The following is a 15,200-nucleotide window of genomic DNA, read 5'->3' as shown; positions in this document are numbered from 1 at the left end:
TATTGCAAATGCTAAGAATTGCCAAAGAAGCGCTGACATTCGATGACGTACTACTCGTGCCAGCTCACTCCACCGTTCTCCCAAACACAGCTGATCTTCGCACTCAGTTGACTAAGAACATCACCCTAAACATCCCAATGATTTCAGCGTCTATGGACACTGTTACTGAAGCTCGTCTAGCTATCGCGCTAGCGCAAGAGGGTGGCATTGGCTTTATCCACAAAAACATGTCTATTGAGCAGCAAGCTGCTGAAGTTCGTAAAGTTAAGAAGTTTGAAGCTGGTGTCGTTTCTGATCCAGTAACTGTTAGCCCTGAAGCGACTATCGCTGACGTGGTTGCACTGACTGAAAAACACGGCTTCGCTGGTTTCCCTGTCATCACAGAGAACAACGAGCTTGTAGGCATTATCACTGGTCGTGATGTGCGCTTTGTTACTGACCTTTCTAAGAAAGTGTCTTCAGTAATGACAGCAAAAGAAAACCTTGCAGCAGTAAAAGAAGGTGCAACACGTGAAGAAGTGCAAGAGAAGATGCACGAAGCACGCGTTGAGAAGGTATTGGTTGTGAACGATGAGTTCCAACTAACCGGTATGATCACTGCGAAAGACTTCCATAAAGCAGAACGTAAACCAAACGCATGTAAAGATGAGCGCGGTCGTCTACGTGTTGGCGCAGCCGTTGGTGCTGGCGCTGGTAACGAAGAGCGTGTTGCTGCTCTAGTTGAAGCAGGCGTTGACGTACTACTTATCGACTCTTCACACGGTCACTCTGAAGGTGTACTAAACCGCATCCGTGAAACTCGCGCTGCTTACCCAGATCTAGACATCATAGGCGGTAACGTTGCGACAGGTGCTGGTGCTAAAGCCCTTATCGAAGCGGGTGTTAGCGCAGTGAAAGTGGGTATCGGCCCTGGTTCAATCTGTACAACTCGTATCGTAACGGGTGTTGGTGTTCCTCAAGTAACAGCAATCGCAGACGCAGCAGAAGTGGCGAACTCATTCGGCATTCCAGTTATCGCTGACGGCGGTATCCGTTTCTCTGGTGACATCTGTAAAGCAATCGTGGCTGGCGCATCTTGTGTGATGGTTGGCTCAATGTTTGCAGGTACAGAAGAAGCACCGGGTGAAGTGATTCTTTACAACGGTCGTTCTTACAAGTCTTACCGTGGCATGGGCTCTCTTGGTGCGATGTCTCAAGGTTCATCTGACCGTTACTTCCAGTCTGACAATGCAGCAGACAAGCTAGTACCAGAAGGTATCGAAGGTCGTATCGCATACAAAGGTCGTCTAAAAGAAATCGTACACCAACAAATGGGCGGTCTACGTTCAAGCATGGGTCTTACTGGCTCTGCAACGATTGAAGATATGCGTACTAAAGCTGAATTTGTTCGTATCTCAGGTGCGGGCATGGCTGAATCACACGTACACGACGTTCAAATCACTAAGGAAGCGCCAAACTACCGTCGCGGTTAATTTTTACTGTTGTAAAAATAAAACCTATACACTCGACGTAAACGTTTGCTTTTTTCCTTGAAGCATTAATAAGAGGCGAGTACACTCGCCTCCGTTTTAATAACCTAGCTTATAAGACTGCTCAAAATGACTAAAAATATTCATGACCAACGTATTCTGATCTTGGACTTCGGTTCTCAGTACACTCAGCTAGTAGCGCGCCGTGTACGTGAAATCGGTGTTTACTGTGAACTGTGGAGCTGGGATGTTGAAGAAGCGGATATTCGTGAATTCAATCCAGACGGTATCATCCTATCTGGTGGTCCAGAAAGCGTAACGGAAGATAACTCTCCACGCGCCCCTCAATACGTATTTGACTCTGGTGTGCCAGTACTAGGTGTATGTTACGGCATGCAAACTATGGCTGAGCAGCTAGGTGGTAAAGTAGCGGGTTCTACAGAACGTGAATTCGGCTATGCACAAGTTAAAGTTTCTGGTGAATCTGCACTGTTTAAAGATCTTGAGCTAACTCAAGACGTGTGGATGAGCCACGGTGACAAAGTAGTAGAAATTCCTGCTGACTTCGTGAAAGTTGGCGAGACAGACACATGTCCGTACGCTGCGATGGCGAACGAAGAGAAGAAATACTACGGCGTTCAGTTCCACCCAGAAGTAACGCACACGAAAGGCGGCCTACAAATGCTAGAGAACTTCGTTCTTGGCGTATGTGGCTGTGAGCGTCTATGGACTTCTGAATCTATCATCGAAGACGCGGTTGCTCGTATTAAAGAGCAAGTGGGTGACGACGAAGTTATCCTAGGTCTATCTGGTGGTGTTGATTCATCGGTAGTAGCGATGCTAGTTCACCGTGCAATCGGCGACAAGCTAACGTGTGTATTCGTAGATAACGGTCTCCTTCGTCTAAACGAAGGTCAACAAGTAATGGATATGTTCGGCGACCAATTTGGTTTGAACATCATCAAAGTTGACGCTGAAGATCGCTTCCTAAAAGCACTTGAAGGCAAGTCGGATCCAGAAGAGAAGCGTAAGACAATCGGTCACGTATTCGTAGACGTATTTGATGAAGAGTCTAAGAAGCTGAAAAACGCGAAATGGCTAGCTCAAGGTACGATTTACCCAGACGTTATCGAGTCTGCTGCATCTAAGACTGGTAAAGCGCACGTGATCAAATCACACCACAACGTGGGCGGTCTTCCAGATGACATGGAAATGGGTCTTGTTGAGCCACTACGTGAGCTGTTCAAAGATGAAGTTCGTAAGATCGGTCTAGAGCTTGGTCTTCCGTACAACATGCTTTACCGCCACCCATTCCCGGGTCCTGGTCTAGGTGTTCGTGTTCTTGGTGAAATCAAGAAAGAGTACTGTGACTTGCTACGTCGTGCAGACGCTATCTTCATTGAAGAACTACACGCGGCAGACCTATACAACAAAGTATCTCAAGCGTTCACGGTATTCCTACCAGTTCGTTCTGTAGGTGTAATGGGCGATGGTCGTAAGTACGATTGGGTTGTCTCTCTACGTGCGGTAGAAACTATCGACTTTATGACTGCGCATTGGGCACACCTACCATACGACTTCCTAGGTAAGGTTTCTAACCGTATCATCAACGAAGTTGACGGTATTTCTCGCGTGGTTTACGACATTTCTGGTAAGCCGCCAGCGACAATCGAATGGGAATAATTTCCTGTTAGATATACCAAATTGAAAACCAGCCTTCGGGCTGGTTTTTTTATGCCTGAAAAGTGTGAACGCAGGTCTCAACTTTTTTATTAGAAAATATATACATGCGAGATTGTTGAATGTATATTCATTTTTAGTGTTTAAATATTAAAGTTGGTATTGCTATGGAACAGGCAGAAGTTACCTCCCTCATCCCCATCATTATTACGTTAGTCCTCGCATTAACTACAAGAAACGTTGTTGTCGGTCTTTTTGCCGGCGTTGTTAGCGGTGTGGCTATGTTAGAAGGCACATTCGTTGACAAAGGTCCGCTCGATTCGTTTAGCGCACTGATGAAAAGTTACCTGTTGCCGCAACTGACTGACAGTTACAACGCGGGCGTCATCCTTCTTTTGGTTTTCATTGGTGGCTTTGTAGCCTTAATGGAGAAATCTGGCGGTGGCGTAGCGTTCGCTAAAAAGGTCACTCAATGGGTTGCTAGTAAATGCCAAGCGCAGCTTTCTGCTTGGTTTGGCGGCGTTGTTATTTTCTTTTCGGACCTTGGTACACCGTTAATTGTTGGCCCTGTCTTTCGTCCTCTTTTTGATAAACTGAAAGTCTCTCGCCAGAAACTAGCCTTTATCATCGATTCAACTTCATCCCCAGTGGCGATCCTCATCCCTTTCATCGGTTGGGGCGTTTACATCATGAGCCTGATTCAAAAAGAGTTTGCTGCACTGGATGTGGGTATCAGTGATTGGGATGCCTTTATTGGTGCGATTCCTTACCAGTTTTATGCCTTTTTAGCGATCGCGATTGTGCCGATTGTCTCTTTCTTCAAACTGGATTTTGGACCAATGGCGAAAGCTGAGCAGCTTGCAGAGCAGGGTTCTGACTTTGGGAAAGTGCAAGATTCATTGAATGTGTTTGAGCATAAAAATGCAAAAACAAGTTTTGTTTGGGCACCGCTTCTCGTCATGCTTGTAGTGCTTTGTTCAATATTGGTTCCTCATGGTTTTCCATTTCAGAAAGTAGCAGGCTCAACTTTCCGTGCTGCACTGTCGTCGGCGTATTTCTTTGCTGCAATTACTTTGATCAGCCTGATGGCGTTTTATGGCGTGAGAAAGCTCTCTGATGGCATTCAGGTTTACCTAAAAGGGATGTCAAACATGATGTCCGTTGCGGTGATTCTAGTTCTCGCTTGGTCACTGAGTTCTGTCGGTAAAGAGCTTGGCGCTGCGGCCTACATTGCAGAGCAGGCACAAGCTGGCTTCCCTTACTGGTTATTGCCTGCCGTGGCTTTTCTATTGGCTGGGATTATCTCTTTTGCTACAGGGTCGTCATGGGGCACTTTTGCCATAATGATGCCATTGGTCATTCCAACTGCAGTCGCGATTGATGCGCCATTGCTGGTGTGTATCGGTGCGGTGCTATCTGGCGGCTTATTTGGTGATCACTGTTCGCCAATTTCTGAAACCACCATCTTGTCCTCTACAGGGGCGGGTTGTGAGCAGTATGAGCACTTTAGAACCCAGTTGCCTTATGCGGTGCTTAATGGTGCTATCGCCCTGACAAGCTTTCTCGTCGCCGGAGTAATGGCTTCTCCTGTAATTGTGCTGGTGGCAATAGTCGCGCAGTTTGTCATTTATTTGGTGCTCTCTAAGCAGCAATCTTCACCGACGTTAGAGCAAGCAACAGCAGAGCAATAGCAATAAATGAGAGCGGGGGATTATCCCCCGTTTTCTTTTGAGTCGAGGTAACAGTTTTTGTGATACCCGCTGTGTAACAGTATTTATTTATGAAATTTGCGTCGCAGAATTAATTCACTTCACTCGGCGTTTTTTCTACATGATCCACTATGTGTCTAGTTATTCCTTGTATATTGTATTGTTAAATACGGAGATTAGACATGTTTGCACTCAAACATCTGCCTCTCGCATTGGGTTGTGTACTCGCTGCACAAGCTCATGCCAGCATGAATATCCAACCTGATCCACAAAACCCAAATGGTTACGTGATTGCTCGTGGCGACATCCAAGCTATGGAGCAAATTAAAACCTCTGACCCTATGTATGCTATTTGGTCACAAGCGCTAGAGACTCGTCCAAATACGGTCGTTGAAGCGATTGTTCCAGGAGCAGCAAGCAATCCGGAAAACGTTAAGCGAGTTGAACGTGTCTTCCCTGAGAGCGAATGGAACTTCCTTACTCAGATGGCAGCACCAGAGTATACGTACACACGTTTCTTGCGTGCGATCGGTAAGTTCCCGGCATTCTGTGGTGAGTACACAGACGGGCGTGATTCAGACGCGATTTGTAAGAAATCTATCGTAACAGCATTTGCGCACTTTGCTCAGGAAACCGGTGGTCACATTGCGGTTGATAACGTATCGGACAACCCGCTTGCACTGGAAGAGTGGCAACAAGCCTTGGTTCATGTGCGTGAAATGGGATGGTCTGAAGGTCAAGAAGGTTACACCACAGGTTGTGGTCAGAACGATTGGCAAAATAAGCGTTGGCCTTGTGAACCTGGTCAGGGGTATTTCGGTCGTGGTGCAAAACAGCTTTCTTACCACTTTAACTACGGCGCGTTTTCTGAAGTGATGTTCGATGGCGATGCATCGGTATTGCTGAAAAATCCGGGCCTAGTCGCTGACTCATGGTTGAACTTAGCTTCTGCGATTTGGTTCTTCTTAACGCCTCAAGCGCCAAAACCAGCAATGTTGCACGTGATTGATCGTACTTGGGTGCCATCGCAACGTGAAATTGATGCAGGCATTGGTTACGGCTTTGGTACCACGATCAACGTAATCAACGGCGGTATTGAATGTGGTGAGCAAAACAAAGACAAAGGTCAGCCAGTTAACCGCATTCGTTACTGGGAAGGTCTAGCGGCGCACTATCAGATTCCTATTGAAGCTGATGAAACTAATACCTGTTGGCAACAAACGCCTTACGGTAGCTTAAACCTTAACGGTGCCACTGATGTGCTTTACACCAACTGGGATGGTAACTGGAAGTACTACTCAGATCGCCCGGGTGGTCACTCATTTGAGTGTGAGTTGGTTGGTTTCCAAACCGCGTATTCGGCACTGGTTGGCGGTGATTACGAGAAATGTGTTACCAACTTCTACCAATCTCATGCAGGTTGGCCTGAAGTTCGCGTTGTCGATAAATTAGACCCAGTCGATCCGGTTGACCCTCCTGTAGGCGGTGTAGCTGCATGGGAGGCAGGCAAGGTTTATAACACGGGCGACCAAGTCTCTTACAAGGGGGCTGTATATGAAGCGAAGTGGTGGTCACAAGGTAATGAGCCTACTAAAGGTGACCCTTGGAAATTGGTCTCAGGTACGCCAACAGAGCCACCAGCGACTGAACCGCCAACGACGGAGCCTCCTGTAACAGAACCACCTGTCACCGAGCCGCCAGTGACAGAGCCTCCGGTTACTGAACCACCAGTATCGGGTGACTTTATTGCATGGGAACCAGGTGTGACTCAAGTGGCTAATGGCGACAAAGTGACTTATCAAGGCAAATGCTTTATCGCGAAAAATGGACCGGGTGTATGGGAATCACCGACACAGAGCAATTGGTTCTGGGATGAGATCTCTTGCCAGTAATTGAACAATAAATAGTCTAACTATCTATAAAGACTCTGCTTTTTAGCAGGGTCTTTTTTTATTCGTTTGGTTGCTTATTTGTGCAATCTAAGTTTTCAATAACGTCTTTTCTCTTTTGTTTTTGAGTCCATTAAAATTCGCGCGCAATTTTTATCAACATTTTTGAAAAGGTAATGTACATGTCTACAAAACTGGCTAACCCAGCGCCACTAGGTCTAATGGGTTTTGGTATGACTACCATCCTGCTAAACATCCACAACGCAGGTTTCTTCCCAATGGATTCTATGATTCTGGCTATGGGCATCTTTTACGGTGGTCTAAGCCAAGTACTTGTTGGCATGATGTGCTTCAAGCGTGGTGACACGTTCGGTACGACTGCATTTACTTCTTACGGTCTATTCTGGCTAACACTAGTTGGTCTAATCGTAATGCCTTACATGGGTCTTCCAGCAAGCCCTGCACACTTCATGGGTTGGTACCTACTACTATGGGGTATCTTCACTGGCTTCATGTTCATTGGTTCTCTATGCTACCCAGTAGCGAAGCAAGTAGTATTCGGTTCTCTTACTATTCTGTTCTTCCTACTAGCGGCACGTGACTTCACTGGTAGCGAGCTGATCGGTACTATCGCAGGCTTCGAAGGTATCTTCTGTGGCGCGAGCGCAATCTACTTTGCAATGGCTCAAGTACTAAACAACGAATACGGCCGTACCGTACTTCCTGTTGGTGAAAAGCAAAAGCCACAAGTTGCAACGCAAGAAATCGCTGCTTAATCGCTTCGAATTGAATGCAAAAGAAAAGGGTTAGCCACTGGCTAACCCTTTTTTAATGTCCGTTGTTCGGACCACTGCTTTTTCTTATATACCTGCCAACCTATTGGGGGAGGATGCTAAGTGAAGCATTAGGTAGATGGTTGCTCTACTGTTTCTGTTGTATCGCTGTCTGCGGTTGGTGCTTTACCTGTTTTGCGCTTGTACTTCTCTTCCCAGTAAGTCGCGCCTTTAATACCAAGCGCTACTGGGTTGAACGTAAACTCAGTCACACCACGTTTCTGTTGCTCTTCGTAGTCAGCCAGTGCTTTTAGTGCAGGCTTCGACATGAAGAAGATGAGCAGAATGCCGACAATGTTCAGCCATGCCATTAGGCCTACGCCCACATCACCCATTGCCCACGCAAGATTCGCTGTCTTAACCGTACCGTAGAATACCGCTGAGATAAGAATGACCTTCAAGATAAACATCAGACCGTTTACTTTCACAGTGCGACGGATGTACGCAATGTTGGTTTCTGCGATGTAGTAGTACGCCAGAATTGTTGTGAAGGCGAAGAAGAATAGCGCAATTGCGATGAATGGCTTACCAACGCCTGGTAGGGCACTCTCAATCGCCATTTGCGTAAACACAGGGCCATTCGCACCGATATCCGCAGGAAGGTTCTGTACTAGGAACGCGCCTTCTACTGCACCGTGAACGTTGTACGCGCCAGTGATAAGAATCATAAACGCCGTTGCTGAACACACTAGCAGTGTATCGATGTAGATTGAGAATGACTGAACAAGACCTTGCTGTGCTGGGTGATCAACGCTTGCCGCTGCTGCTGCGTGAGGACCAGTACCTTGACCTGCTTCGTTAGAGTAAACACCACGTTTTACACCCCAACCAATCGCAGCACCAATTCCTGCCATCGGCGTGAATGCATCACCAATGATCATGCCAACGATGCGTGGAATCTCACCGATGTTAAGTAGGATGATAACGAAAGCGGTGATGATGTAAGCCAACGCCATGAATGGAACCACAATTTGAGTGAAGTTCGCGATGCGCTTTACGCCACCAAAAATGATGAAGGCAAGAATGACACAGACAACCGTACCAGTGAAAATTTTAGCGAAACTGAAGGTACCAATAGCGGTTTCAATCATGTCACCTGAGCCAAATGCTGCTTCTACTGCGTTACCAATACTGTTCGATTGAACGCCAGGAAGTAGAACACCACATGCAAAGATGGTTGCGATAGCAAAGATCCATGCGTACCACTTCTGACCCATTGCTTTTTCGATGTAGTAAGCTGGACCGCCGCGGAATTCGCCTTCGTCTTCTTCTTTATAAATCTGTGCGAGTGTTGATTCTGCGTATGCCGTTGCTGCACCAAAGAAGGCGACAACCCACATCCAGAATACTGCACCAGGGCCACCGAAGCCGATAGCGGCAGCAACACCCGCAATGTTACCTGTACCTACACGGCCAGATAGTGAAACGGCCAAAGCCTGAAATGATGAAATCCCCTTGGTTGAACTCTTACCATTAAGTAGCAAGCGCCACATTTCAAAGAAGTGACGAATCTGCACAAAGCGCGTCATGATCGAGTAGAACAAACCAGCGCCAAGACATAGATAGATCAGTGCCGGACTCCAGATAATTCCATTCAGAAAATCAACTAATGACTGCATGAGTATTTTCCCTGTTTGTTATGGTTGTGGTTGTTTTTCGTACAACACATTACCCTTTTTTGTAATGCAATTGTTAACCTTTTTAACTAAAAATCCCTTGTAGCGTGATGGTGGGCACAGAATGGTTAAATATTGTTAAAAATTGGTTCTTGTTATGTATCTGTGTGGTTTTTATTGGAAATAACAATAAATTGATTGAATATGCAGCACATTGTCATGAAAATGTGCTGCGAGAGATGAAAGTCATATCTTCTGAATGCTATTCAACTTGTGGAGTAATGCACTGTTTGAAATGGTTTGCAGGTGTTTAGGCGTAACGACTCAGGTTCAATTCTGAGTGATTTGTCACTTTGGGAACGGCGTTCATGATGACGTCTGTCAGTATCTGAGCTGAGCCACAAGCCATAGTCCAGCCGAGCGTGCCATGCCCTGTGTTCGTAAACAAATTCTCGTAAGGTGTTGTCCCAATAATGGGCGTACCATCGGGTGTCATAGGGCGAAATCCACTCCAAAACTCGGCTTGAGTAAAATCGGCGCTTTGCGGAAACAGATCTCGAATCACCATTTCAATCGTATTTTTGCGTTTTTGCGGCAACGAAGGATCAAAGCCAGCAAGCTCTGCGGTTCCTGCTACACGAATGCGGTCATCAAAACGCGTCATTGCGACCTTATAGGTTTCATCCATGACGGTAGAACGTGGCGCAAATTGCTCACACTCAATTGGCACCGTCAGTGAATATCCTTTGACGGGATAAACAGGAATGTCTATCTCAAGCTGTTTGAGTAACGCTGTAGAATAGCTGCCAGAGGCAAGGACAAACTGGTCTGCTTTATGCAAACCACGGTCCGTTTGGACACCCATGATCTTTTTGCCTACAGTAACCCAATTGCTCACCTCCGTATTGAATTCAAACCTTACGCCACGGGCTTTTGCTAGCTCTGTTAACTGTTGGCAGAACTGAAAACAATCACCCGTTTCGTCATCAGGTAGATATAACCCACCGACCAATTTTTCTTTTACTAATGCCAATCCTGGCTCTTGCTTGATGCACTGTTCGATATCCATTAACTGAAAACGTGTACCGCTTTGCTCTAACAACTCAAGGTCTTTCTCTATGGCATCGAGCTGCTGTTGAGAGCGAAATACTTGCAAGGTGCCTAACTGACGCCCTTGGTATTCAATCGCATGGTCACGGCGCAACTGCTCCAGACACGCACGGCTATGATTGGCGATAGACAGCATTCGGGCTTTGTTGATTTGATAGCGGGACAAAGTGCAGTTTGACACCATTTGCGTTGCCCAGCGGATAAGCTCCGGGCTGAGAGATGGTTTTATTTTGAGTGGTGCATGCTCTTCAGTGAGCCACTTTATGGCTTTGAGTGGAATCCCCGGCGCAGCCCATGGTGAAGAGTAACCATAAGAGATTTGTCCGGCGTTAGCGAAGCTGGTTTCCATCGCACTGCTTGGTTGGCGATCGATCACTGTCACCTGATAGCCTGCCTGAGATAAATACCAAGCCGAGGTTAAGCCGATAACACCACTGCCTATTACGATGACTTCCATTGATGCGCTCCACACATTTTCGATGTTGCGCAGTTTCTCTTCTTTACCTTTTGTTAACAATCGATATAAATTACATTCAGCGTTTAGAAAAACTATAGGCTTAAGGATGAAAAGTAGTGTCGTTAGCGGATTGTGGTTATTCAGCCAAGTGGCGGAACACAGCAGCTTTACCAGTGCAGCAAAGGCATTGCACCTAACGACGGGGGCGATCAGCCAGCAAATCATTCAGTTAGAAGAACAGCTTGGTTTTACTTTGTTTGAACGCCACTCGCGTGGAATTCGACTGACGCCTAAAGGATTGCAGTTATCTCAATCCTCACAATTTCACTTCTCCGAACTAGGAAAGACACTTAAAGAGCTGCAAATTGAAAAGCCCCACAATGAAATTCGCCTCAAACTGACGCCTTCTTTTGCATTTAAATGGTTAGTTCCACGCCTCGAAAGCTTTCATCTTGAAAACCCCGATCTCCAAGTGCAGATTTTTGCCGAGGGAGCACTAGTGAATAGTGAGCTAAAGGACTATGACGTTGCGATAGACTACGGTTCTCATCCCTATCGAGATAAAAGCGCTGAGCGGATTCTCAATGAGCAACTTCTACCGGTGATGAGCCCAAAATATCTTGAGGATCATAGGTGGCTAAAAACTCTTAAAGCGTCACCAGAACAATGGCGAGACGCGACATTACTGCATGATGCTATGCCATGGGATAAGGCTCCGCGTGACTATGAATGGCTGTACTGGGCATCAAGCATGGGGTTTGATTTCAAAACAGAGGTAGGGCACTTCTTTAATCGTACGGATATGGCAATGTCTGCCGCCGAAGCTGGAGTGGGGATAGCAATGGCACGTATGGCGCTGGTGGAAGATGAACTCAAAAGCGGTCGCTTAGTCTCGCCATTTGAACCTGTGGATGCTAACGCAGGATACTACCTGATTATAAATACCAAAAGTGAGCCTACAGCACGATTTAGACGTTGGCTTTTGCAGCAAGTCCAATCATCAATGTAGAGAGATAATTGGCACAAGTGTTTAAGAAATAATAAAAATAAATTTCTTAATTACATGATACTTCGAATTGCTTCCCACAAATAGCCTTCCGTTTATTAACTCCTCTCACTCTGTCTTCTTTTTCCATATCATCCAAAAATTAATCAATGGATGAGAAAGACTATGGCTAAAAGAATCTCTCTTATGTTGGCCCTAGCTCTATTTTCGGTAGGAGCAAGTGCAATGTTTTGGCCGTTTAAAAAATACGATGTGGAAATGTCTCCGGATGTGCGTGGTGTTATCAAGCTTGATGGCGTGCCACAGGCGGGATTGACGGTTCATCGAGACTTATTCTATGAAGGTTACAAAGATGGAAAAAAAATATCTGATGAAGCAATAACAGACTCAAGTGGGGAGTTTTATTTCCCCGAGTTTCTAGTCCGTTCTAAGGCACCTAGAGATGTTTTCGGGCAGAGCTTCATCATAGCTCAAGAAATATATACCTACTCCGAAGGCAAGGAAGTTTATCTTTGGAACGCCACTAAGTATGCCAAGCCTATCCCTCTGGCATCTCAATTATTGTTATCACTTAACTGCGAGTTAAGACAAGAAGAGCTTAATTATGAACTGAGAGATCCTCAAAGTGGGGAGCGATTATATTTGCCTTTAACCTCTGTTTGTCGCTGGGAAGGATTAGAGGGATATACAAATGAGCAATTAATCGAAAAAACAGATAATTTAACGCCAGAGGATTAAGATGAGTACATTATCTCCTGTTATTGCATCAGATATTGCAAGTGCTGCGTATCAGGCAAGGTTGAAAAGAAAGAGTATTTCTCTACAAAATAGCACCAAGGTTCATTTTAAGTTTGATGTTAATAACGTTATATCTGGAACGTCAGGAGGCTTTTTCTATCGCCCTTCCTCTGGTTTTCTAATAGCGGGGTTGGGCGTGAGTGAGGTCTATAAAAGAGACATCGTCTTTTCTTTTAGAGGAACTAAAACTCTCGCCGACATCTTGACCAATGTGACTGCAAATGCAAAAGGCACACAATCAGGAGAACTAGTGCACAGTGGATTCCAAGGAACTTTGAATTCCATGATCCCTGAGATTAAGTCATTTCTAAAAAGAAGCCAGTCATGTGAAGTTTTAAATATCCATTGTGTAGGGCATAGTCTTGGTGGCGCTCTAGCTACTTTGGCGGCGAACTGGCTGAAATCATCTTCAGAAATTAGCGCAAAAGTTCACCTTTATACATTTGGTGCCCCTAGAGTGGGCGGAAAAAACTTTTCTATGAATGCAACTCAGCGTGTCGATAGTATTTTTCGATGTGTGAATGGGGGAGATCCTGTACCGAAAGTTCCGGTATGGCCTTTCTATCATGCTCCATACAATGGGATTGAGTATCTAGCTTGTAGGCAGCAAGGCTTGATTCCTTCAGCTCATGATCTCGCTCGTTATGCTAAATTAACGGACTTCCAGAGCTGGGAAAAAATCTATTCTCAAAAGGTTGCGAATGCTTTGGAGAGAGTCGTATTGAACTATAGAAATCGACTTGAAGTGAAAACTAATGATTTTTGGGCAGACAGAATATCAGCTGCAATATTAACATTGCTAATAGATGGAGGTCTTGCTTCATTTGTCTTTGGTGCACAAGCTCTAGGTGCTGGCATTGCAACTATCTACGATGCTATAGCTCGTTCAATGGTAAAAATCTCAGAGCTTTCTAGTGAATTTGCAGATCGTGTAAAAGGCTTACTTGGCCATATGTTGGTGTTTGCGGGCAAAGGTGCACAGATCGCTATTAAGTTTACTTATTCCTTTATCCGTTGGGTATTCGAACTGGTTTTAAGTAAATTAAATAAAGCAGTGAAAGCTGCACTAAAAACTAGCTTTTAGTCTTCAATTAAATCGCCTCATTCGAGGCGATTTTGTTTTGTGTTATTCATATCTGAATAAGTTCTTTCTAAAACCAATCCTCTCCCTGTGAGTTGAGCTACTTTTCTTTGCTGAAAAAATCGGCAATATAAAAGAATAACCATTCACTCAATAGTTCAGGGAAGATGCATGAAAGACGAAACACTCTCGATCCATTTTGGCTACGAAACTGACCCAACCACCAAATCTGTCGCGACACCGATTTACCAGACGGTCGCGTATGAGTTTGATAATGCTCAGCATGGTGCCGATCTCTTTAACCTCGAAGTTCCAGGCAATATTTACACCCGCATTATGAACCCAACCAATGACGTGTTGGAAAAGCGTATGGCAGCACTAGAAGGCGGTATTGCTGGTTTGGTTGTTAGTGCAGGCAGTGCGGCAATTAACTATGCCATTCTCACGCTCGCGCAAGCCGGCGATAACATCGTTTCTACTCCTCAGCTATACGGCGGCACTTACACTTTATTTGCGCATATGTTGCCGAACCAAGGTATTGAGGTACGTTTTGCCAAGGATGACAAACCTGAAAGTCTCGCGGAGCTTATCGATGAGAATACCAAAGCGGTTTACTGTGAAAGCATTGGTAATCCGGCTGGCAATATCATCGACCTTGAACGTGTTGCTGAGTTGGCTCATGCGCAGGGCGTGCCTGTGATTGTCGACAATACAGTCGCAACTCCTGTGCTATGTAAACCAATCGAATTTGGTGCAGATATCGTGGTGCATTCGCTGACTAAGTATGTGGGTGGTCACGGTACGACATTAGGTGGCATCATCATTGATTCGGGCAAGTTTCCTTGGGCACAGCACAAAGATCGTTTCCCAGTATTTAATCAGCCTGAACCTTCTTACCACGGTGTGGTTTACACCGAGGCATTTGGAGAGGCAGCGTTTATTGGCCGTGCTCGCACCGTTCCTTTGCGTAATACTGGTTCTGCTTTGTCACCGATGAATGCGTTTATGTTGATGCAGGGGCTGGAAACGCTGTCGCTGCGTATGGAGAGACACACTGAAAACGCACTCAAAGTTGCGGAATACTTAAGCCAGCACGATAAAGTGAGTTGGGTAAGTTACGCAGGTTTGCCAGATTCTGAGTTCTATCCATTGGCAGAGAAGTACATGCAAGGTAAGCCGTCGGCGATTTTGTCGTTTGGATTAAAAGATGGTTACGAGGCAGGTGTACGTTTTTACGATGCACTTAAGATCTTCAAGCGACTGGTGAACATTGGTGATGCGAAGTCGCTTGCTTGTCATCCTGCATCAACTACACACCGACAGTTGAGTGAGGCGGAGCAAAAGCAAGCGGGCGTTTCTCCAGAGATGATTCGTTTGTCTGTCGGCATTGAACATATCGATGATATTCTGGCTGATTTAGAACAAGCTCTGAACGCGTAATTATACTTTCTAACAGAGCTTTGGGTTACCCATAGGCCAGCCTTACTAAAAGCTGGCCTTATTTCTATAACGTACTTATTTATAATGATTTTTGAGTATTTGGGTTACGGTA

Annotated in this window: 11 protein-coding genes; 9 read left to right on the top strand and 2 right to left on the bottom strand. The window is 45.5% G+C overall.

Features of this window, described 5'->3' with window-relative positions:
- Nucleotides 1–8: 8 nt before the first annotated feature.
- From guaB to ACLIIY_RS12080, 5 genes are all read left to right on the top strand, one after another.
- Nucleotides 9–1,472: an IMP dehydrogenase gene (gene guaB, locus ACLIIY_RS12100; protein WP_005447694.1), complete on the top strand. Its 1,464-nt coding sequence runs from the start codon at nucleotides 9–11 to the stop codon at nucleotides 1,470–1,472.
- A gap of 126 nt (nucleotides 1,473–1,598) precedes the next feature.
- On the top strand, nucleotides 1,599–3,152 hold the full coding sequence (guaA, locus tag ACLIIY_RS12095) for a glutamine-hydrolyzing GMP synthase (RefSeq protein ID WP_005424749.1): 1,554 nt from the start codon (nucleotides 1,599–1,601) through the stop codon (nucleotides 3,150–3,152).
- A 164-nt stretch (nucleotides 3,153–3,316) separates the two neighbouring features.
- On the top strand, nucleotides 3,317–4,840 hold the full coding sequence (locus ACLIIY_RS12090) for a Na+/H+ antiporter NhaC family protein (RefSeq protein ID WP_434527660.1): 1,524 nt from the start codon (nucleotides 3,317–3,319) through the stop codon (nucleotides 4,838–4,840).
- A 200-nt stretch (nucleotides 4,841–5,040) separates the two neighbouring features.
- On the top strand, nucleotides 5,041–6,750 hold the full coding sequence (locus ACLIIY_RS12085) for a glycoside hydrolase family 19 protein (protein WP_434527659.1): 1,710 nt from the start codon (nucleotides 5,041–5,043) through the stop codon (nucleotides 6,748–6,750).
- A 179-nt stretch (nucleotides 6,751–6,929) separates the two neighbouring features.
- Nucleotides 6,930–7,523: an acetate uptake transporter gene (locus tag ACLIIY_RS12080; protein WP_009705589.1), complete on the top strand. Its 594-nt coding sequence runs from the start codon at nucleotides 6,930–6,932 to the stop codon at nucleotides 7,521–7,523.
- A 128-nt stretch (nucleotides 7,524–7,651) separates the two neighbouring features.
- Here ACLIIY_RS12080 and ACLIIY_RS12075 read toward each other — a convergent pair whose 3' ends face one another.
- Together ACLIIY_RS12075 and ACLIIY_RS12070 are read right to left on the bottom strand one after the other, a co-directional pair.
- Nucleotides 7,652–9,199 (bottom strand): alanine/glycine:cation symporter family protein, encoded by a 1,548-nt coding sequence (locus tag ACLIIY_RS12075; protein WP_434527658.1) that lies wholly within the window; start codon nucleotides 9,197–9,199, stop codon nucleotides 7,652–7,654.
- Between the two features lie 307 nt (nucleotides 9,200–9,506).
- Complete coding sequence (locus tag ACLIIY_RS12070; RefSeq protein ID WP_434527657.1) at nucleotides 9,507–10,763, bottom strand: D-amino acid dehydrogenase; 1,257 nt, start codon at nucleotides 10,761–10,763, stop codon at nucleotides 9,507–9,509.
- Nucleotides 10,764–10,869: 106 nt separating this feature from the next.
- Between ACLIIY_RS12070 and ACLIIY_RS12065 the strand changes: the two genes are divergently transcribed.
- From ACLIIY_RS12065 to ACLIIY_RS12050, 4 genes are all read left to right on the top strand, one after another.
- Nucleotides 10,870–11,772: a LysR substrate-binding domain-containing protein gene (locus ACLIIY_RS12065; RefSeq protein WP_434527656.1), complete on the top strand. Its 903-nt coding sequence runs from the start codon at nucleotides 10,870–10,872 to the stop codon at nucleotides 11,770–11,772.
- Between the two features lie 162 nt (nucleotides 11,773–11,934).
- The gene (locus tag ACLIIY_RS12060; protein WP_434527655.1) at nucleotides 11,935–12,507 is read left to right on the top strand and encodes a DUF6795 domain-containing protein; all 573 of its coding nucleotides are present in this window, start codon (nucleotides 11,935–11,937) and stop codon (nucleotides 12,505–12,507) included.
- 1 nt (nucleotide 12,508) lies between these two features.
- Nucleotides 12,509–13,651 carry a lipase family protein gene (locus ACLIIY_RS12055; protein WP_434527654.1) on the top strand — a complete coding sequence of 381 codons (1,143 nt, stop codon included), beginning with the start codon at nucleotides 12,509–12,511 and terminating at the stop codon, nucleotides 13,649–13,651.
- A gap of 168 nt (nucleotides 13,652–13,819) precedes the next feature.
- On the top strand, nucleotides 13,820–15,088 hold the full coding sequence (locus tag ACLIIY_RS12050; protein WP_005440265.1) for an O-acetylhomoserine aminocarboxypropyltransferase/cysteine synthase family protein: 1,269 nt from the start codon (nucleotides 13,820–13,822) through the stop codon (nucleotides 15,086–15,088).
- Nucleotides 15,089–15,200: the final 112 nt, after the last annotated feature.

It is taken from the genome of Vibrio sp. K4 (assembly GCF_051122595.1).
Classification (GTDB): Bacteria; Pseudomonadota; Gammaproteobacteria; order Enterobacterales; family Vibrionaceae; genus Vibrio; species Vibrio owensii.
Note: the sequence above shows the minus strand (reverse complement) of the source record. Positions and strands in the feature narration are given on the sequence as shown.